At 53.4% G+C, this 21,038-nt stretch carries 14 protein-coding genes and 1 tRNA gene; 9 read left to right on the forward strand and 6 right to left on the reverse strand.

Features of this window, described 5'->3' with window-relative positions; translation table 11 throughout:
- The first annotated feature begins 47 nt into the window (after window positions 1-47).
- From ACN08Y_RS09225 to ACN08Y_RS09245, 5 genes are all read left to right on the forward strand, one after another.
- Window positions 48-2,039: a type I restriction-modification system subunit M gene (locus ACN08Y_RS09225; RefSeq protein WP_419112489.1), complete on the forward strand. Its 1,992-nt coding sequence runs from the start codon at window positions 48-50 to the stop codon at window positions 2,037-2,039.
- Complete coding sequence (locus tag ACN08Y_RS09230) at window positions 2,039-3,226, forward strand: restriction endonuclease subunit S (RefSeq protein ID WP_419112490.1); 1,188 nt, start codon at window positions 2,039-2,041, stop codon at window positions 3,224-3,226. The genes ACN08Y_RS09225 and ACN08Y_RS09230 overlap by 1 nt, the downstream gene beginning before the upstream one ends.
- A 39-nt stretch (window positions 3,227-3,265) precedes the next feature.
- Complete coding sequence (locus ACN08Y_RS09235; RefSeq protein ID WP_419112491.1) at window positions 3,266-4,630, forward strand: hypothetical protein; 1,365 nt, start codon at window positions 3,266-3,268, stop codon at window positions 4,628-4,630.
- 34 nt (window positions 4,631-4,664) lie between these two features.
- The gene (locus ACN08Y_RS09240) at window positions 4,665-5,348 is read left to right on the forward strand and encodes a hypothetical protein (protein WP_419112492.1); all 684 of its coding nucleotides are present in this window, start codon (window positions 4,665-4,667) and stop codon (window positions 5,346-5,348) included.
- A 181-nt stretch (window positions 5,349-5,529) separates the two neighbouring features.
- The gene (locus ACN08Y_RS09245) at window positions 5,530-8,709 is read left to right on the forward strand and encodes a type I restriction endonuclease subunit R (RefSeq protein ID WP_419112493.1); all 3,180 of its coding nucleotides are present in this window, start codon (window positions 5,530-5,532) and stop codon (window positions 8,707-8,709) included.
- Window positions 8,710-8,733: 24 nt separating this feature from the next.
- Here the strand turns inward: ACN08Y_RS09245 and ACN08Y_RS09250 are convergent, their stop codons facing one another.
- Entirely contained in the window at window positions 8,734-9,678 is a 945-nt protein-coding gene (locus tag ACN08Y_RS09250; protein WP_419110671.1) for a sugar-binding transcriptional regulator, read from the reverse strand.
- Window positions 9,679-9,786: 108 nt separating this feature from the next.
- Here ACN08Y_RS09250 and ACN08Y_RS09255 point away from each other — a divergent pair, with 108 nt between their 5' ends.
- The 4 genes from ACN08Y_RS09255 (at window position 9,787) to ACN08Y_RS09270 (ending at window position 14,696) form a co-directional block, all read left to right on the forward strand.
- Window positions 9,787-11,550: an FAD-dependent oxidoreductase gene (locus ACN08Y_RS09255; protein ID WP_419112494.1), complete on the forward strand. Its 1,764-nt coding sequence runs from the start codon at window positions 9,787-9,789 to the stop codon at window positions 11,548-11,550.
- A gap of 93 nt (window positions 11,551-11,643) precedes the next feature.
- Entirely contained in the window at window positions 11,644-12,456 is an 813-nt protein-coding gene (locus ACN08Y_RS09260) for an MIP/aquaporin family protein (protein WP_419100118.1), read from the forward strand.
- Between the two features lie 62 nt (window positions 12,457-12,518).
- Window positions 12,519-14,072, forward strand: a complete 1,554-nt coding sequence (glpK, locus tag ACN08Y_RS09265; protein WP_419105471.1) for a glycerol kinase GlpK — start codon at window positions 12,519-12,521, stop codon at window positions 14,070-14,072.
- Between the two features lie 114 nt (window positions 14,073-14,186).
- Complete coding sequence (locus ACN08Y_RS09270; protein WP_419100020.1) at window positions 14,187-14,696, forward strand: methylated-DNA--[protein]-cysteine S-methyltransferase; 510 nt, start codon at window positions 14,187-14,189, stop codon at window positions 14,694-14,696.
- Window positions 14,697-14,904: 208 nt separating this feature from the next.
- On the opposite strand, the gene ACN08Y_RS09275 is transcribed toward ACN08Y_RS09270, so the two are convergent.
- The 5 genes from ACN08Y_RS09275 to der form a co-directional block, all read right to left on the reverse strand.
- On the reverse strand, window positions 14,905-16,563 hold the full coding sequence (locus tag ACN08Y_RS09275) for an L-lactate permease (protein ID WP_419112495.1): 1,659 nt from the start codon (window positions 16,561-16,563) through the stop codon (window positions 14,905-14,907).
- Window positions 16,564-17,094: 531 nt separating this feature from the next.
- The gene (locus tag ACN08Y_RS09280) at window positions 17,095-17,406 is read right to left on the reverse strand and encodes a hypothetical protein (RefSeq protein ID WP_419112496.1); all 312 of its coding nucleotides are present in this window, start codon (window positions 17,404-17,406) and stop codon (window positions 17,095-17,097) included.
- Window positions 17,407-18,281: 875 nt separating this feature from the next.
- The gene (locus ACN08Y_RS09285; RefSeq protein WP_419112497.1) at window positions 18,282-18,746 is read right to left on the reverse strand and encodes a hypothetical protein; all 465 of its coding nucleotides are present in this window, start codon (window positions 18,744-18,746) and stop codon (window positions 18,282-18,284) included.
- 286 nt (window positions 18,747-19,032) lie between these two features.
- Window positions 19,033-19,106, reverse strand: a tRNA-Pro gene (locus ACN08Y_RS09290).
- Window positions 19,107-19,423: 317 nt separating this feature from the next.
- Window positions 19,424-21,001, reverse strand: coding sequence for a ribosome biogenesis GTPase Der (gene der, locus ACN08Y_RS09295; protein ID WP_419105410.1), 1,578 nt, complete (start codon window positions 20,999-21,001; stop codon window positions 19,424-19,426).
- Window positions 21,002-21,038 lie beyond the last annotated feature (37 nt).

A 21,038-nucleotide genomic window follows, 5' to 3' on the forward strand; every position in this document is an offset into this window, starting at 1 on the left:
ATCTGTAAGGCCCCTGACCGGGGCTGACCGTTTGTGAAGGGTAGCGTGTGTCGTCTTTGAATCATTCTCAGTTTATTTGGAACGTAGCCGATGTCTTGCGCGGCACCTATAAGCAACACCAGTATGGCCAGATCATTCTGCCCTTTACCGTGCTCTTCCGCCTGGATGCCACCCTAGCCCCGACCAAAGAGGCCGTTGTGAAAGCAGCCGAGGGCTACCAGCTGGACGATGTCCCGTTGGCCATGCTCGCTTCCCAGGCGGAGCACCACTACAGTTTCTATAACCTGTCGCGCCACAACCTGAAAACCATCACGAACGACCCCGATACCCTGGCCATTAACCTGCGCGACTATATCAACAGGTTCTCCGCGAATGTGCGCGATATCTTCGAGAAGTACAAGTTTGAGGATACGGTTGCCGAGCTTGAATCGCATGACCTGCTCTTTCAGGTCATGCAGCACTTTGCCAGGGTTGATTTGCACCCGGATAGGGTCAGCAATGAGCAGATGGGCAATATCTTTGAGGAGCTGATTCGCAAGTTCGCGGAGGCCTCTAATGAGACTGCCGGTGAGCACTTCACCCCGCGTGAGGTCATTGAGCTGATGGTGACCCTGCTCTTGGCTGATGATGAGGACCTGCGCACCGACTATATTGTGCGTGAGGTCTATGACCCCACAGCAGGTACCGGCGGTATGCTCTCGGTAGCGGAGGAAAAGATTAAGGCCATTAACCCCAACGCCGATGTGATTCTGCTGGGCCAGGAACTCAACCCCGAGTCCTACGCAATTTGTAAGGCGGACATGGTGGTTAAGGGCCAGGAGGTGGATAGCATCGTCCTGGGTAATACTCTCACTGCCCCGGCCTTTGAGGGGCGCACCTTCCACTTTGGGCTGTCCAACCCACCTTTCGGTGTGGATTGGAAGACCGCTAAGGCTTTTGTGGAGGACGAGCATAAGAGCATGGGCTTCCACGGCCGCTTTGGTGCTGGCCTGCCCCGCGTTTCTGACGGTTCTCTGCTCTTTCTACAGCACCTGATTGCTAAGTTACGTGAGCCGGGCTGGGGCAGTGACGGTGTGCCCCAGGTGGGTGGCCGCGCCGCGATTGTTCTGAATGGTTCGCCTCTGTTTACGGGTGGGGCTGGCTCGGGTGAGAGCAATATCCGTAAGTGGGTGCTGGACCATGACTATTTGGAGGCCATTATTGGCCTGCCAACTGACATGTTCTATAACACCGGTATCAGCACCTACATTTGGGTTTTGAATAAGCAGAAGAAGGCTGAGCGTAAGGGCAAGATTCAGCTGATTGATGCCACGGATATGTTTGAGAAGATGCGTAAGTCGGTGGGTTCTAAGCGTAAGCGCCTGTCGGCTGAGCATATTGCGGAGATTACCCGGCTCTTTGCCGCTTTTGATGCTGCGGATGATAAGCGTTCTAAGGTGTTTGACCGTGAGGAGTTTATGTACCGCACGATTACGGTGGAGCGCCCTCTGCGCTTGAATTGGGGTTTTACTGCTGAGCGGGTGGAGCGTTTGTTGGCTTCTAAGGAGTTTGGCAAGCTCAAGTTGGCTGAGGGTGAGGACGCCGCTGTGCGGGTTTCTCTTGCTTCTTTGGTTGAGAGCACAGCGGGTGCCGTTGGCGGTGATATGGCAGGGGTGAAGGCTGAGCTCTTGCAGGTGTTTGCGGACGCCGGTGCCTTGGTGAAGCCTGCGGCTTTGGCTAAGTTGGTGGATGAGTTAGCTGAGCGCGATGAAACCGCCGAGGTGGTGATGAAGGCTAAGAAGCCGGTGGCTGATACTGCCCTGCGTGATACTGAGAATGTGCCCTGGGGCGAGGATATTCACGAGTACCTGGAACGTGAAGTCAAGCCTTTTGTGCCGGATGCTTGGATTGATGAGTCTAAGACTAAGGAGGGCGCTGAGATTCCTTTTACCCGCCACTTCTACGAGTACGTGCCGCCCCGCTCCCTGGAGGAGATTGACCGGGACCTCAACGAGGCGCTGGGCCGCATTAAGAAGAGGCTGGAAGAGGTGCAGGCGTAGTGAACGCACGGCTTGTCAAACTTAAATATCTTGCGGACTTCAATCCACCAGTTCCCGCAAATGTCAGAAGTTCAAATGATAAATTTCCGATTTACCCGATGGATAAGATCGAATCATTTGGCAAGCTCTCAAGCAGCGTAGAGTCCAGACCGATTTCTGAGCTGCTCAACGGGTATAGCTATTTAGAACCCACAGATGTCGCGTATGCAAAAGTAACACCCTGCTTTGAGAATGGTAAGGGAATCCTTGGCAGGGATCTACCTGGCCCTAGTTTTGCTACAACTGAGCTGACTGTTCTTCGCCCAAAGCCTGGTGTAGATCAGAGGTACTTGGCATATTTACTTCAGACGCCAGATTTTATGAATCCAGCGATTTCTTCAATGACTGGTGCCGGTGGTCTAAAACGAGTAGCTGAAGAATATGTGAAAAATCTAAAGTTTCCTTTGCCTTCTTTAGATGAACAAAAGAGAATTGCTGATGAACTTGACCGTGAGCTAACAGAAATTGATGAACTCATTTCAGACCAGCAGTGCCTGCTCAATCTGACTACCGAAAAATTTAATGCTGAGATTCGTAGTCTAACGTATCCTGAAGGCATTGAAACAGTTCCATTAAAGCGATTTGCTGACATTACATTAGGCAAAATGATTACACCTTCAGATAAAGGTGGCATGGAGGTAGCGCCATATATCAGAGCAGCCAATATCCAGCCTGGCGGTGTTTTCACCTATCAGTCGGATCAAAAGAAGATGTGGTTTTCTTCTGACGAGTTATCTTACTTGGATTTAAAAAAGGGCGATGTTCTGGTTGTCGAGGGAGGAGCTGGCTTTGGCCGCAGTGCTGTACTGGAAGAAGATTTACCAGGTTGGGGTTTCCAGAACTCCATTAACCGAGTACGTGTGAATAATGACTTAGCTGATGCACATTTTATTGATTTTTGCATCCGGGCACAGTTGCTATCTGGCGAGCTTGAGAAGCTGACAAATCAATCCACAATTCCTCATTTAACGGCAGAGAAATTAAATCTAATTCAAATTCCAAATATCGAAGTGGGTCAACAAACAGAGTTCGCAAACGAACTTTTCATCCTCAACCACAGAAATTCAATCCTAATAGCCGAAATGAAAAACCTTATTTCAATTTTACTTGAATTAAAACAATCAAAAATTATTTCGCTCTTAAATTGATTTCAATCCTCAAACTCCAATCCAGGAAGAATATAAATCTTGAAAAATAATATAAACACCCCTAAGAAAATAATAAATAATCCCTTAAATATCCCGCTACAAAGGTTGAATATCAGTACTCAAAACATCCATCACCTTACTTACACTGGAAAATTTCACTGGGGCGAAGAAAGCACAACATCCGCATTATTAGCTTCGATTTATGGAGACGAGTATGGAATTGATGGATTTTGCACACAGTGTGGAACACATTTAAAAAAATGTCAAAATGGATACAAATCTCCACTTAAAATTAGCGGAAGGATTGCTTCTTTTAATAAAAAACAAGAAAGCAGGTATTCAGGAAGTGATTTCCTACTATCTTTTAAAGATGGTAAGCAAAAAATAACATTCAACTTTCAAGCTAAATCGATAGCACTTAACAAAAATATGGACAAAGCTGCATGGGATAAAATTTTTTATATATATAAAAAGAATTCAGGGTTTCATCAATATAACACTTTATTAAAGTATAGTAGGAAACATGGTTTTGAACCTTTCTATATTTTTTACACAGAAAAAAATAACCCGCACTTAACCTGTGATACAAAGTGTAAAATTGCTGGGCATAACGGGCCGCATGATACTTTTTCATTAGTTATTCCTGCTCAAACATTACGCAATATCTATAATAAATGGTCTACTCAAAGTTCAGTAAATGGCACATTTATGGATATCGTTGCAAAAGAGTCAGTTCCACTACCATGTCTTTTTAAACATCATTTTTCACAAAAAAATTTAGTTAACTCATTACATAAAAACATTAAACTGTTTTTTCCGGATCTGGAAACTAGGGTGCACTCGATTGGAAATTCTGATTACCCTGGCACAATAATCGACGAAGAAGTTCCCCATCTACAAATAGAACAACCTCTTATACACGCAGCGAAAACCAAAATTGAAACTTTTTCAAAGGTTGAACAACAAGAAATAAAACAAATTTCAAACCGAGAATTTGTCTCCTTGATCCTTGAAACTCTGAACTACAACGAATTTACAACATTTCAAGATATTGCCAAAACTATAAAACATTTTATAGGCGGAGATATTAAAGCCAATGCTGTTAGCAAAATTATCAAATCCAAATATATTTACGCAAATAAAGCAGTAAAAGTTGTCTCACAAAAACAATTAAATGTAGGGCATTCAGTTGATGTCTCTGGGAATTTTGATAGCCATTTTGGATACAATAATCGAGAAGAAGTTCTCAAGGAGTTCTATCCTGAAATTGAAGTTCTTAACAATCACGTTTCAATTGACGGTGAAACCGGTGTAAAATATATTGCAGACGATGCATTGATTGCTAATGTTAATAGATTGATGAAAGTTTCAATTGAGGAAAATGGGGAACGACTACCATCGTAGAACGATTTTCAAATTACAGGAAAGGAATTGATATATGTTTGAACGACCAGTAGATTATCCCTGTGCTATCGCTGATCAAACTGACGAAGGTATGTACGCAGCTCTTGATTGGGTACTTGAACGAAAGAAAGATAATGAAGAAGTTACTTTATGGGTAGTTCAAAAAAGAATTCTTGGAAACAACGAATTTTTAAAAGAACTGTCAAGGTATGAAGGTCGGGGTCTTAAAATTGTCGTCAAAGACCCGATTTATCAAGCTAATGGCCCAGTTCTTTCCATGTATCCAGACATTAAAAATTTATCCTATTCTACAGGAGCAAGAGGAATAACAGCACTAGCAGTTGTTCAGTGGGCAGATAAATTGGATACATGGGCACATGAAGTTAATGCAGAAGTCATACATACATTTGAGTCTGAAAGCGACAGGTTTTCGATTTATTACGAAGAGGAGCCTGAATTAACGCCAGAAATTATTCAGGGACTTAAGCATATTACGTCAGCAATTAATCATAACAACACGATTGCAGCTTCTGGTTATGATAAAGATTCCACGATAAGAGTACTGCTTCAATTAAAGGATGATGGGCATGAACTCCCTCCGAATCGTATGGCTGAATGGGCTATTGCTAATGGATGGTTGAGGGATAATCCAAAAGAATTAATAAACTGGGTACGCAAAATTAATTCAGGTGTTCGTCCACGAATATCAAGATATTAGAGGATTTTATTTTTCAATAGAATTGAACTGTTTTCTACGCAAAATATGCACTCACGTCTGTCTAAAAATCTGCAAGCCAGAATCCCGAAAAGAATCTCTTAAGTCAATTTTTTGCATTCCCGCAGTAAATGCGAGTATTAGTCTCTATTTTTATAATCTATCCGTTCAGGAGCCCTAGCCCATGCCCCGCACCCACCTCGAACGTCCTCTCCAGCAAGACATCTGCGCCCACCTGGCCGCTCACGGGTGGCAGCACTCCCCCAGCTCAGACGGCTACGACCCCGTAAACGCGCTCTACCCGCAGGACCTCTTTACCTGGCTAGAGATAAGCGACCCCGTAGCCTACCGCTCCCTGGTAAACCCAGATGAACCCGCATCCGCCCAAGCCGCCGCGCAGGAACGCATCATCACCGCCCTCACCAAAAAGCTCAGCCTGCCAGAAGAAAACGGCGGTGGCCCCCTCAACACCCTCCGCAAAGGCTTCCGCGTGCTCGGTGCCCGCCGCGACTTCAAGCTCCTAGCACCCCCACCCCAAGACAACCGCAACCCAGAAGTCGCCAAGCTCTACCAGGCCAATATCCTGCGCGTTGTCGAAGAAGTCCGCTACGACCCCCACAACCAGCTCAGCCGTATCGACCTCGTCCTCTTTGTTAACGGGCTGCCCATAGCCACCATCGAAATCAAGTCCGAGTACGCCCAAACCCTGGCCCACGCCACCCGGCAATATCGCGAAGACCGCGACCCCAAAACCTCCCCGCTCTTACAAGAACACCGTGGCGCCCTGGTCCACTTCGCCCTCACCCAAGACGAAATCGCCATGACCACCCGTCTGGCCGGAAAATCCACCGTCTTTCTCCCCTTCAACCGAGGGCACAAAGGCGGCGCTGGCAACCCACCGGTAGAAGGCGACCTGGCCACCAGCTACTTCTGGCATGAAATCCTGGACCGCGACACCTGGCTGACAATCCTCACCAAGTTCATCTACACCAACCACCAAAAAGTCAAAGATCCGCTCACCGGGCGCACCCTCACCAAAGCCTCAACCCGTTTCCCCCGCTACCACCAGTGGCGAGCCGTCACCAGGCTCCTTGCCGCCGCACGAGCCGAAGGCGCAGGCAACAAGTACCTGGTTCAGCACTCGGCAGGCTCCGGCAAAACTGACTCCATTGCCTGGCTGGCCCACCAGCTCTCTAACCTGCACTCAGCCACCGGCGAGCGCGTTTTCGACTCCATCATCGTGATTGCCGACCGGCAGGTACTCGACAGGCAACTGCAAGATGCCATTGACCAGCTGGTCACTATTCCCGGTGTCTTCATGCCCGTTACACGTGGTAATGGGGAATCCAAATCTAAGCAACTGGTGGAAGCGCTGACCAGCGGCACCCCTATTATCGGTGTGACCCTGCAAACCTTCCCCTTTGCTATGGAAGAAATGACCAAGGAAGGTAGCCAACTAGCGGGGCGCCGCTTTGCCGTTATTGCGGATGAGGCTCATTCCTCCCAGTCAGGTGAGGCCACCGATTCTATTAAGAAAATGCTCAACACGGAGGTTTCTGTTGAGTTTGAAGAGGGCGATTCGGAGGCTGACCAGGAGGCCATGACCCGCATGGCTCAGCGTGTGGTGGGGTCAGGTGAACAGGTTTCCTTCTTTGCCTTTACGGCAACGCCCAAAGAGAAGACGCTTGAGGTGTTTGGCCGCCGCCCGGCTGACGGTGGCGCGCACGTGCCCTTTGACCTCTACTCCATGAAGCAGGCCATTGAAGAGGGCTTCATTCTTGATGTTCTTCAGAACTACACCACCTACGATATGGCCGCGCGTATCGCCCAGCGCAACGAGTCCACCGGGGCCGATGACGAAATTGATATTCGCAAGGGTACCCGCGCACTCATTGACTTTGTTGACCTGCACCCCACCAATGTGGCCTCTAAGGTCGCTGTGATTCTGGAACACTACCAGGGCACAGTACAGAAGGAGCTCGGCGGCAAGGCTAAAGCAATGGTTGTTACCAGCTCCCGGGTAGCAGCCGTCAAGTACCAGCGTGCCTTCCAAAAAGCTATTGCAGAGAAAAAGCTACCGCTCAAAACCCTGGTCGCTTTCTCCGGCGAACTACCAGACCCAGACATTCGCCCTCTCAACAATGATGCTCCTGTGCCCACCGTAACCGAGGCCAGCATGAACCCGGAGCTACGCGGGCAAGACCTGGCGGCCTTCTTCAACCAGCCCGACCAGAACATCCTGGTGGTCGCCAACAAGTACCAGACCGGCTTTGACCAGCCGCTCCTGGTTGCCATGTACGTGGACAAAAAGCTCTCCGGCATCACCGCCGTGCAAACTCTCTCCCGGCTCAACCGCCGAGCCGAAGGCAAGCAGAACACCTATGTCCTCGACTTTGTAAATGACCCCAAACAGATTCTTGAAGCCTTCGCAACCTATTACGAGGACGCCACCATTGAGACTGAATCCGACCTCAGTCTGATCGATAGCCAGATCGATAAACTAGAGGCCACCGGAATCTATACCACGGCTGATGTTGAGCAGTTCTGGCTAAAGTGGTGCAAGCCCGGTGCCCGCCAGGCCTCCTATGACTCTCTGTTGGCCGTGCCGGTAGACCGTTTCAAGCGGCGCTGGTTCAACGCCCAGCAGGATGCCAAATCCCCCGGTAGCAGTGCTGACGCCGCCGCTGAACTTGAGGTTCTATTGGAGTTCCGGGCTACCCTGCAACAGTATGTGAAGTCTTACGCTTTCTTCTCGCAGATTTTCAATTTCGGGAACCCCTACTACGAGAAGCTATCGGCTTTTGCGGATTTGCTCGCCCGCCGTCTGCGCGGCTTCACCCTGGACGCGGCCTCCCCCGACGTTCTCGATATCGACGATATCGTGCTCACCCACTATAAACTCGAAAAGATGAAAGAGAACCAGAACCTGGGGCTTTCATCAGCCCCCAAGGTAGGGCTACGAGGTATGACCGAGGCCGGTCTAGCCACCATCAAGGAACGGGAATCAAAAGCTAGGTCAGCCTTGATTGACCTGGTCAATGATTACTTTAAGGGCTTGAGCCTCTCGGACGAGTACCAGGTTGCTTTCGCCACGACCTTTGTAGCTGAGGCATCCAGGGACGAGGGCCTGCGCCAGAGCGCCGCCGCTAACACCAAGGACGACTTCGCCCATTCCAAGAAGGCCCGCAACGGCCTAGCCACCATGCTCTGGTCCTACGGCTCCGACACCAACGAGCTGCTGGATTTTGTGCGCAAAATGCCGGCTGATAAGTTCATGAGCCTCATGTTGGATCTGGGCCTCTACGAGCGCCTGCGCGACCAGGCAACCGGCCAGGACGGCGGGGCTCAGCTCACCGTGGTCTAAGCCCCGGTAGCCCCTGCTGAGCACTTAGAGCAGTTGCTCCGCAAGTTCCACATCTACCACCAGGTCGGTGATAGCCCCGGTGGTCAGTGCCCCACGCAGGGCGGCGGCTCGGTGTTTGCCGGCAGCGGCGCAGACCCTGCGCCCAATTTTTGCCAGCTCGGCCGGGGTCGGGCCGCTTGCCCGCCGGTTGACGTCAAGGTCGGCCCAGGTGCCGTCCTGACGCACCATCACGGTACACACGTCCCCCACAATCCCCTGTGCCCGCAGGTCCGCTAATTGCTGGGTGTCAAAGTAACGGCCGGCGTAGACGTGGGAGGGAATGGCCCCGCCAAAGGCGCCCACCCCAAAAAGTGCCACATCCGCCTTACGTTGAACGGCCAGCACGCCGCGAATACTGCGCTCGCGCCACATGGCGGCCTTGGTGTCGGCAAAATCAAAGAAGGCCGGGACCGGGAAGTGAACCATCTGCGCCCCGTAGGCCGCTGAAACCTGCCCCAAAATGGCGCCGGAATAGGGGATGCCGGTGTGGCTGGCGTTACCTGCCCCGTTGAGCTGGACAACGGTCACGCCCTCTAGGTGACGTTTGGGTAGGTACTGGGCTACCTCCGTGACGGTAGAACCCCAGGCCACTCCCAAGGTGGTGCCCGCAACCATGAGAGAGTCCACCAGCTGGGCGGTAGCGATAGCCACTCGGCGCATCCTGACCTGTTCGGTGGCGTGATCGGGTGGGCGCACCACCTGCACCCGCACCCGGTAGAGGTCCGCTAGGCGTCGTTCCAGCGGGTGCCCCCGGTGGGGCTGTTCCTTGATGTGGATGGTCACCACCCCGGTGTCACGGGCGGCTTTAAGCAGACGGGACACCGTGGGCCGGGACACCCCGAGGTGGCTGGCTATAGCCGCCATGGTCTGCTGTTCGCCGTAGTAAAGCTGGGCTGCTTCAACCAGCAGATTTTCACTTTTGTTCACCATCTTTTTATTCTAAATGAAATTTTGTTCAGCTTGCTGGCTTCTGGGCAACTGTGGGCGCTCAAATGGTCTTAGACACTTTTACCGGCACCATCGTCAAAGGAAAACCTCATGACAGCCACCTTCACCACCCAATCCCAGCTGAGCGCTCAGTCCCGTAGCCAGGCTCTCGACGCCATGACCGATGAGGCCGGGGTCGATATCCTCGTCATTGGCGGGGGCGTGACCGGCGCAGGTATCGCCCTGGACGCAGCAACCCGCGGGCTTCGCACCGCCATTGTCGAAGCTGGCGACTGGGCTGCTGGAACCAGCGCCTGGTCCTCCAAACTGGTTCACGGTGGCCTGCGCTACCTCTACAACCTAGACTTCAAGCTGGTAGCCGAAGCTCTCAAAGAGCGCGGCCTGCTCCTGGAGCGCACCGCCCCCCACCTGGTCAAGGCTCAACCCTTCCTCTGGCCCCTTAAAATGCCGGTAGTGGAACGAGCATACTCGGCTGTGGGCATCGGCATGTACGACACCATGGCCTTCCTAGGGGCCGGTGGCCACCGCGCTGTACCGGCCCAGCGTCACTTCAGCAAGGAAGGAACCAAGAGGGTTTTCCCCGGTATCAAGGACTCAGCCTTTAGCGGCGCTATCCAGTTCTACGATGCCCGGGTTGATGATGCCCGCCTGGTAATCGACCTGGTTCGCACCGCCGCAGGCTACGGCGCTCTGGCTGCTTCCCGCACACAGGTAACTGCCATTGAGAAAGATGCCTCGGGCCGTGTTACCGGTGCCCAGATTGTTGACCTAGAGACCGGCCAGGAAAAGACCGTGCGTGCAGGCCACATTATTAACGCCACCGGCGTGTGGACCGAAGAAACCGAATCTATGGCCACCTCAAACAAGGGCTTGGAAGTCCTAGCCTCTAAGGGCGTTCACATTATTGTTCCCCGTGAGCGTATCAAGGCCAGTAGTGGCATCTTCACCAAGACCGAGAAGTCTGTACTGTTTATCATTCCCTGGCAGCGCTACTGGATTATCGGCACCACCGACACCCCCTATACCGAGGACCGCGAGCGCCCCGTGGCAACCAAGGCCGATATCCGCTATGTGCTAGATCAAGCCAACAAGCTGATTGCAGATGAGCTGACCGAGGACGACATCATCAGCACCTACGCGGGCCTGCGCCCCCTGCTACAGCCGGTTGCCAAGAAGGGCGAGGCGGCCGCTTCTACCAAGGTCTCCCGTGAGCACACCGTCATGGAAATTGCCCCCGGCATGAGCGCGATCGCCGGTGGTAAGCTGACCACCTACCGGGTCATGGCTCAGGATGCGGTGGACTTTGCTCTAGGGCGTCGTGCCAAGAACCTGCCATCGGTGACCGAAAACATTAAGCTGGTCGGTGCCGAGGGCTATGAGGCTCTTGCCTCCCGGTCAGAGGCTTTGGCAGGCAAGAACGGTTGGGGTGCCGACCGCGTAGAGCACCTGCTGGAGCGCTATGGATCTGAGCTAGCAGATATTATTGCCCTCATTGAGCAGGATTCGTCCTGGGGCACTCCCCTGGCTGAAGCCCCCCAGTTCCTGCGGGCCGATGTGCTCCAGGCGGTGCGGGCCGAAGGTGCCCTGCACCTTGAGGACGTCCTGGTCCGCCGTATCCGCCTGGATCTGGAGGCAAAGGACCGGGGCCTGTCAGCCGCCGATGAAATTATCGAGATTATGGCGCAGGAGCTGGGCTGGGACGAGCAGACCTGCCAGCAGGAGAAAAAGCTCTATGGTGAGCGGGTCCAGGCTATTGCCGCCGCCCAGCAACTGACCACAGATTCTGAGGCAGCCGCAGAAGTTCTGGGGGCGACCCCGGTGGCTCCTCGCCAAGCGGTTGAACAAGCTCACTAGCTTTTGGCTTGAGCTAAACCACCTATTTATATCCAATCATGGGTGCAGCCCTCCGGGGTTGCGCCCACCACAATGACGTGAAAGAGGTCAATGATGAGCTCATTACTGGTAGCTGGCGCTGAGGCCACTGTCCAGGCTACTGCCCAGGCCAGCGCCCTGGTGACCGCAGAGGGTAACGCCACCTTGTTAGGCGCCTTCTTTTCGGAGATTTTAGGAACCGCAACCCTCATTTTGATGGGCGCTGGAGTCTGCGCGGCGGTCACCCTACCCAAGTCGGCGGCCAAGAACACAGACTGGCTGACTATTGCCTTTGGTTGGGGTTTTGCTGTCTTTGCGGCGGTCTACATTGGGGCGCCTTCTGGGGCCCACCTGAACCCGGCGGTCACTCTGGGCCAACTCGTGGCGGGTAATGATTTTGCCCCCGGAATCGCTCCCTCCATGAGCGCGCTACTTGTTTATGTGGCTGGCCAAATGATTGGTGCTTTCCTGGGTGCCTGGGGTGCTTACCTGGTCTACAAGAAGCACTTTGATGAGGCTGAGCCGGGAACCACCCGGGGGATTTTCTGCACCGCACCTGCCATCCGCTCCTACGGCTGGAACCTGCTAACCGAAGCCGTCGGCACCTTTGTCTTGGTGGGTTTCGTAGTGGCCTCCGGTCGCACTCCCTCGGGTCTGGGGCCTTTGGCTGTTGCCCTGATCGTTGTGGCTATTGGCCTGTCCCTGGGTACCCCCACCGGCTACGCTATCAACCCCGCCCGTGATTTAGCCCCCCGTATAGCCCATGCCCTGATGCCTATCAAGGCTAAGGACTCTAGTGACTGGGCCTACTCCTGGGTTCCTGTTGTTGGCCCCCTCCTTGGCGCTAGCCTAGCGGCCCTGATTATCCCCGCCATCCTGGCTCTCTAAAACCACCCCTATACACCCGGTAAGCCCAAAGAGGGGTTTACCCTCACAGAAAAGGTTGGACTATGTCACAGCTTCCAGAACGCAAGAAATACATCCTTTCCATCGACCAGGGAACTACCAGCTCCCGCGCCATTCTTTTCACCAAGAAGGGTGAAATTAAGAGCGTCGGTCAGCACGAGCACGAACAGATCTTCCCCAAGGCCGGCTGGGTAGAGCACAACCCCATGGAAATCTGGGAGAACGTCCGCAAAGCCGTGGGCGAGGCCATGAGCAAAGCTGAGGTCAACCATCACGAAATCGCTGCGGTAGGCATCACTAACCAGCGCGAGACCGCTGTGGTCTGGGATAAGACCACCGGTAAGCCGGTCTATAACGCTATTGTCTGGCAGGACACCCGCACCCAGAAAATCTGTGATGAACTCGGTGGTGAAGCTGGCCCCGGCAAGTACCACGACATCGTGGGCCTGAATCTGGCCACCTACTTCTCCGGCCCCAAGATCAAATGGATCCTTGATAACGTCGAAGGTGCCCGCCAAAAGGCTGAGGCAGGAGACCTGCTTTTTGGTAATACCGACACCTGGGTTCTCTGGAACCTAACGGGCGGTGTGGATGGTGGCGTGCACGTCACCGATGTCACCAATGCTTCACGCACCCTGCTCATGAACATCCGCACCCTAGAGTGGGACGAATCCATCGCAGCGGATATGGGTATCCCCCTGAGCATGCTCCCTGAGATCAAGTCATCCTCGGAAATTTACGGCTACGGCCGGGCCCAGGGCTTGCTCAACGGCACCCCCATCTCCGGTATTTTGGGTGACCAGCAGGCGGCCACCTTTGGTCAGGCTTGCTTTGAGAAAGGCATGGCTAAGAATACGTACGGCACCGGCAACTTCATGCTCATGAACACTGGCAACGAGCCTGTTATCTCTGAGAATGGCTTGCTGACCACTGTGGCCTATAAGCTGGGGGACGCCGCACCTGTCTATGCCTTGGAGGGTTCTGTAGCGGTCTCCGGTTCACTGATCCAGTGGTTGCGCGATAACCTCAAGATGATTGATGATGCCGCCGAGTCAGAGAAGCTGGCTACCAGCGTTGAGAACTCCGGCGGTGCCTACGTTGTGCCTGCTTTCTCCGGTCTTTTTGCCCCCCACTGGCGCTCAGATGCCCGTGGTGTGATTGTGGGCTTGACCCGTTACGTCAATCGGGCACATATTGTGCGTGCGGCCCTGGAGGCTACCGCCTTCCAGACCCGCGAAGTCCTGGACGCTATGAACGCCGATGCCCAGGCTGCAGGCTCCAAGGTTTCGCTGGAAGAACTGCGTGTGGACGGCGGTATGACAGCCAATGAATTCCTCATGCAGTTCCAGGCTGACCTGCTGGGTGTGCCTGTTATTCGCCCAAAGGTCATTGAAACCACTGCCCTCGGTGCGGCCTATGCCGCAGGTATTGCGGTGGGCTTTTGGGAGGGCGAACAGGACGTCATTGATAACTGGGCCGAAGATAAGCGCTGGACCCCGCAGATGGACCAGGCAGAAGTGGACCGCCAGTACCGCCTGTGGAAGAAAGCCGTCTCTAAGACCCTAGAGTGGGTAGATGAGGATGTAGAAGAGAGCTAAGAAACCGCCAGATTCCTCAACCCATTTATTTTTTTGAAGGAAGTACCTCTGCCCGCCACATATGCTGTGTGGCGGGCAGAGCTTTTAAGAATACGAGTATGACAAGATAGTTCTATGACCTACCATGCCCATACTCTGACTCCGCTGGGTCTGATGATTCTAGCCTCCGATGGTCAGGCCCTTACCGGTGCCTGGTTCATGGGTCAGGCTCACTTCCCGGCAGAAGATCAGCTGGGGCAGGAGGTTGAGATCAGTGATTGCCACTTGCTCACCAGGGCGCAGGCCCAGCTCCTTGACTACTTGGAGGGGGGCCTCACTGATTTTGATCTTCCGCTGGCTCCTGATGGCACTGACTTTCAGCTGGCGGTCTGGCAGGCTCTGAGGGATATCCCCTACGGCTACACCACTAGCTACGGTGCTATCTCTAAAATCGTGGGCCCTGGTGCTCCCGCTCAGGCCGTCGGCCAGGCGGTAAGCCGTAACCCGATTTCTATCTTTATCCCCTGTCACCGAGTGCTGTCTGCCGACGGCAAACTGACCGGGTATGCTGGCGGTTTAGAACGCAAGCAGTTCCTCCTGTCCCTGGAAGCCCCTAGCGCCCAGGAAGAGGGGCGACTCTTCTAAGGCCCCTTGGCAGGGTAAATGACCGGCACACTCAATGGTAAGGGGCTCTGTGAGCTGAGGTTCTGCCATGAGAGCCGCCCGGCGCATAGCACCCAGCACCTGCATCCTGTACCTGCACCCAGGTCAAGCTATCTTCCGTTACCGGGCAGAAAAGAACCCGCCCTCCTGGTCGGTGGGCGGGCTCTCTAGGCTCTAGGGCTTATGCTCATTAGGCTGCAGGCATGACCAGGGACAGGACATAAACCCAGATGCAGAGGATGACTAAGAAGGCTAGGGAGAACTTGATGGCTGCGTTGGTGATCTTTGACTCTTGACCGGACATGTTCACGGATGCGGCCGCAATAGCAATCGACTGCGGTGAGACAGCCTTGGCTGCTACGCCACCGGCAGTATTAGCGGCTACCAGCAGGCTGGGTGCGGCACCAATCTGAGTTGCAGTGGTGGCCTGAAGCCCAGCAAAGAGAGTGTTGTTATTGACCACAGAACCGGTAACAAATACGCCGATCCAGCCGATGACGGGTGAGAGCAGCGGGAAGATTGAACCGGCAGCGGCCAGAGCTAGCGCCAGGGCTGAGGACATGCCGCCAAAATTCATAACGTTTGCAACGGCCATGACCAGGCAGATCAAGAGGATGGGCTGCCAGAGCTGCTTCCAGGCTCCACCGAGCTCTTCAAAGGCCGCAGACCAGGAGATGTTGGAGAGAGCGATAGTAATCAGCGCTGCGATCAAGATAGCTGTGCCGGAAGCGCCCAGGAGGTTCCAGCTCCATACCGCCTTCATGGGGGTTTCTTGGGCCACGATGGGAGCGACTTGGGCGATCTGACCGTGGAGGGCAGGCATCTGAAGCGGGATAGTGGTGAAGTTCAGTGCGCCAGCTGCAGCATCAGCGGTCTTGGCCTTGACCAGCCCCTTGATGAGCGGGGTTGACCAGAGCAGAATCATCATCGAAAGAATGATGAAGGGGCTCCATGCCTTGACGATGCCAGAGAAGGTAAACCCGGTTGAGTTTTTCCCCAGTTCTTCAAGGCTCGGTGCGCCGGGTTCGCGGTAGATGTGGGCAGGTTGCCATTTCATCATGACCAGCGCCAGGACGACAAGGCCCAGCAGGTAGGGAATGATGTCAACGAGTTCAGGGCCCAGAATCACCAGAACACCAGCCTGACTTGCAGAAACAAGCAGGCCAAGACCCAGGGCTACCAGACCGGTTTCTTTAAGGCCCCGCAAGCCATCCAGCACCATCACCAGCAGGAGGGGAATGAAGATGGTAATAACTTGAAGCACCCAGACCATCATGCCGTTCAGGTCAGCCTGCGGAATACCGGATACGGTGGAGCCGGTCAGAACCGGAATACCGATAGCTCCGTAGGCACCGGAAGCTACATTGGATAGCAAGGCAACAAGACATGCCTTGACGGGGTCAAAGCCCAGGGTCACGAGCAGGGCTGCGCAGATAGCGATGGGGATGCCAAATCCGGCGGCGCCTTCTAAGAAGCCCCCAAAGCAGAAAGCGATCAGGAGGACCTGGATGCGCTGGTCAGCAGAGATAGCGGAGACTGAGCTACGAATGATTTCGAAGTTACCGGCGCGAACGGTAATGCGGTAGAGCCAGACTGCCATCAGAACGATCCAGCCGATGGGCCACATGCCGGAGAGGAAGCCGTAACCGATAGCGGAGATGGAGGCCGCAAAAGGCATACCGAAAACTAGTACGGCCAGCGCCACAGCCGATGCCAGAGAGATCAGGGCCGCGTGAAGGCCCTTGAGCTTGAAGACGGTGAGTCCCAGTAGGAAAGCGAGAATAGGGACGGATGCTAGGAGTGCTGAGAGTGCTTGATTGTTCAGTGGGTCATAGACCTGCTGCCACATGTGTATGGTTCCTTAGGTACGGGGCCTAGCCCCATGGTTGGTTTTGTGTGCTTTTTGCACGATTCCTCTTCTAAATTACCACTTAATCAAACATAAAAATTACATAAACAATGTGTGGGCTCACAGCCGTCTTAGGGTCAATAAACACTAAAGTCTATGACTGAGCTCTATCCCCGAGCAGACATGACGCTGTTCGTTTATTGCCGCTTGTCAGAGCTGCTTTGGGGTCTTTATGTCACAGCAGAGGTAAGGTTTTTTCCCTTTACACCCTAAGTCAGTGGACTTGCTTACATTTTTTCGCCTAGGCCTACCCCTCTATGTTTCAGTAGCCCGCCAATGTTGCCTCAGCCACTCCTGGCTGGTTTTCAGGCAGCAGAAGTCCCTGCCCAAGGTCTATCAGTCCGGTGCATTGCTGAACAGACAGGAGCAACCTGGTCAATTGCTGATTGGCACGTTCAGGATCACGAAAAACCTGATAGTTAAAATCTTTTAGAGGGGCAAATATATTTGCCCCTCTAAAAGACTTTATTATTACCACCATATACTAAGTTTGAACTCCAGCCCTTCTTCAGCCAGGATCTCCGCTAGTCTGATATATTCGCGGTCAATTTTTGCCCGAACTTTTTGTGATGAAAATGTAAAATGACCGTTTTCATCTTCCTTAAATTCTTTTTCGAAGTTTTCAGCCCACTCAATACACTGCTGATATATTTTTCTAGGAATTTTATTTATATATTCTTCAAATTCCTCATAGTTCGAGAATCCGTTACTGTGGTATATAGGCTCATTGAATGGAAAATATGTATGGTAGAAACTGAACTCCGGCAGATATTTTCTTTCCATGATGAGTTAGCACCTATGGTTATTTGCTGGATAGGAGGTAATGACCTTTTTATTATTTATAGAAATCATGACAGTCGGGTTGATTGTCTTTTTCTTGACCGGCGCTCCGTTGATAACCTCATACACTTCTATTGGCCTAGTGTAGCAAGGTTTTTGGCTTGGTTTTTCTGCAGAGTAAGCGGGAGATTCTAAAGAGGCTTGGGTGGCTAAAACCATGTAATCATCCCAACAACCTTCGAACCCTCCCTGCTAACTTTCCCCTAGAGATTCACGCCTTTCCCTAACATATATATCCACTATCTGAATCGCCACAATATAGGTTTATTTCCCCATCATTCTTTGATTTAAAAGTTCTAATTTTTTGTCCCCAAAGCCAGCATCACACAGGCCGATAGTTACCGGATTTAGATACACAGTTACTCCATTATCTATATCCGTCGCTGTTTCTCTTAAAGATTCACCCGATACCACTGTTTACCTTCAGGGGCTTTCAATAAGAATCTGCTATCCGTCGCCGGGAGGTTGACGCTAGAAGCTCATCTTCAGTCAATATTCTCTTCCTGAGATAAGCCGCAGGAGTCGCCCTCTTCGGCCATCCCTGTAACAAGAATACCTGTAGCATTACCTGCTAAAATTTTCCTCAATATATACATAACTTCCTTTCCTTCTAGGACTCCCTTGCCCTAGCGATTGGCTGTGTAATTTATATCATAATAAGAGTAAATACAAGAATCAACTGAATACCTAATAATTTATTGCATCAGGGGAAGCCAGCCAACCTCAAGGCCCCTTATGAATGTCGAATCTCTGCCCTCAAGGCTCGGCCCATTCACCCCGTCAGGAATGGGGGGGGCAATATCAGACAGGAGGTGACGCTAGAGCCGAACTAGGGTTCGCCGGGGTTCAGAGGCCTCCACGACCATGTCATCAAGAGTCCGCGCCAGACTTGTCGCTCGGATCCCCGGTCTAAAAACGGTGCTGTCAGTGGGCAGGTGCAGCTCACCGTGATGGACGGTAAAGTCCCGCACCCGGGTGCGGTAGGGGCTGTAGATATGCACGCTTGCTGGGATACTAGCCAGAGGCAGTCCGTGGAGTACAGCCGCAGTCTCGTGGCTGAAAATTATCCCCTGGTTCTGTAGGGCCAGAGCAAGCACACGGGCCAGGTAGCCTTGCTCACCGGTAAGTTCCTCCCAGTCGCGCCGGTGCATGTAAGCGCCCCGGGTTACCCGGCTATAGCACCCCCGTGCAATGGCTCTTTCCAGCTGGTAGCGGCTACTATAGCGGGCGCTCAGTTCACGAATAGTCAGTAGTTTCTGGGCGAGAGTTTCTAGCTGTGTCATGGCATCAAGCTAGCAAGAGCCGCTATGACTGATCGCTTCATCCATGCCTGTGGATTGGGTGAGGCAGGCTTCTACCCCTCGATTCCCTAGAAAGATAGGGGGATGCCTGAGAAGAAGGCATCCGTAAGTGGTGAAGAAGGTAGGCTCTGTGACCTAGCAATCCACAGCCAAAGAATGTGATGGGTTTTTGGTGGAAGATGGCACATACAGGGCGCATGGCTTGAAAAGTAGGCACAAAAAAGCCCCGGTTACTAGGTGTTTACCCTAGTAACCGGGGCTTTGTCTGTCGGGTTGACAGGATTTGAACCTGCGACCCCTTGACCCCCAGTCAAGTGCGCTACCAAGCTGCGCCACAACCCGATTGTCTCTGGTGAATCTTTCGATTCTCCCGAGCACTCAGATAACTATACACAAGATTATTTATCAGCGCAAAATCGAAGAAGCTCTTTGTGCCCATATTTTCGGTGTTATACATCACCCCAGGTTCTGCTGGTGCTTGCTACTGGTCAGCGACCGTGCCCATAGCATGTAGCTTCATATACCAGGCGACCAGAAACTAAGCGCAAGAGTCCTCAGACTTTGCCTGCCTCTCCCCCGCACACAAGGACGCCGGTGGCTGGAACCGCTGGCGGCCAGCTACCGGCGTCCTTGCATATAGACCAGGGAGGGCTCCCTCCCTAGCGGCGGCTCCCCTTAGCGGACTTACCGCTCTGGCGCTCCCCTAGACTGCGACGCTCACGCACACGCATGGTGATATCAATCGGTGTACCGGTGAAATCAAAGGTCTCGCGCAGACGGCGAACAATGAAACGGCGGTAGCCCGGGTCCAAGAAACCCGTGGTAAAGAGCACGAACTTGGGCGGGCGGGACGATACCTGGGTGCCGAAGAGAATGCGGGGCTGCTTACCGCCACGCAGAGGGTGCGGGTGGGCCGCAACAATCTCGCCCAGGAAGGCGTTGAGCTTACCGGTGGGAATACGGGAGTCCCAGGACTCCAATGAGCGCTCCAGGGCTGGCACCAGCTTGTCCTTATGCCAACCGGTCCTGGCGGAGATATTCACGCGCGGTGCCCAAGTCACGTGGGCTAGGTCGCGGTCAATTTCGCGCTCCAGCATTTCCCGGCGGTCCTCATCGAGAGTGTCCCACTTGTTGAAGGCCAGCACCATAGCGCGACCAGCATCAACGGCCATCTGGATAATACGGACGTCCTGTTCCGAGATAGGTTCTGAGACATCGAGCAGGACAACAGCAACCTCAGCGCGCTCAATAGCGGTCTGGGTGCGCAGGGATGCGTAGAAGTCAGCCCCCTTAGCCATGTGGACGCGGCGGCGAATACCGGCGGTATCCACAAAGCGCCAGGGGCGGCCACCTAGCTCAACGATTTCGTCAACAGGATCTCGGGTGGTACCGGCCAGGTCGTTAACCACGGCACGTTCCTCGCCAGCCAGCTTATTCAACAGGGAGGACTTGCCCACATTGGGTCGGCCGATCAGCGCAATACGTCGAGGGCCCCCCAGAGCTTCAGGCTCAGCGTACTGAGAATGCTCGGGCATGACCTCAAGCAGGGCATCCAGCAGGTCAGCTAGACCGCGCCCGTGCAAGCCAGAAACGGGATAGGGCTGGCCCATGCCCAGCGACCAGAGGTTGTGCACGTCGGGTTCCTGGTGGGCGTCGTCAATCTTGTTGGCAATCAGCAGAATGGGCTTATCCACGCGGCGGAGCATACGAACAATAGCTTCGTCGGTAGCTGAGATGCCGACCAGGGCATCAAGAACCAGCAGAACAACGTCAGCGTGAGCCACAGCGATTTCGGCCTGAGCCGCAACCTGAGCGTCAATGCCCTGAGCATCAGCTTCCCAACCACCGGTATCAACCAGAGTGAAGTCCTTACCGGACCATTCAGCCTTGTAGGAGACCCGGTCACGGGTTACGCCGGGCTTGTCCTCAACAACAGCTTCTCGGCGGCCCAGAATACGGTTGATAATGGTGGATTTGCCGACGTTGGGGCGGCCCACGATAGCTACGACGGGGTCAGCCTCACGGTCCTCGTCTTCATCGGCGTCAAAGCCCCAGGAGGCCAGCAGCTCCCGGTCTTCTTCATCCAGTGCGTAGTCTTCAAGACCGGCGAGCAGCGCTTCAGCGCGCTGGTTGGCGGTTTCATCGTCAATTTCAGCCAGGCGGTCTGATACATCATCAGCGCCGCCGGCTAGGAATTTAACCTCATAGTCGTCTTGGGGTGCGAGTTCTTCGCTCATAGGCGATACCTCCTGTGGTGGTTTCCGGCTAGCGCCG

This window comes from Rothia sp. P5764 (assembly GCF_048512965.1).
GTDB lineage: Bacteria > Actinomycetota > Actinomycetes > Actinomycetales > Micrococcaceae > Rothia.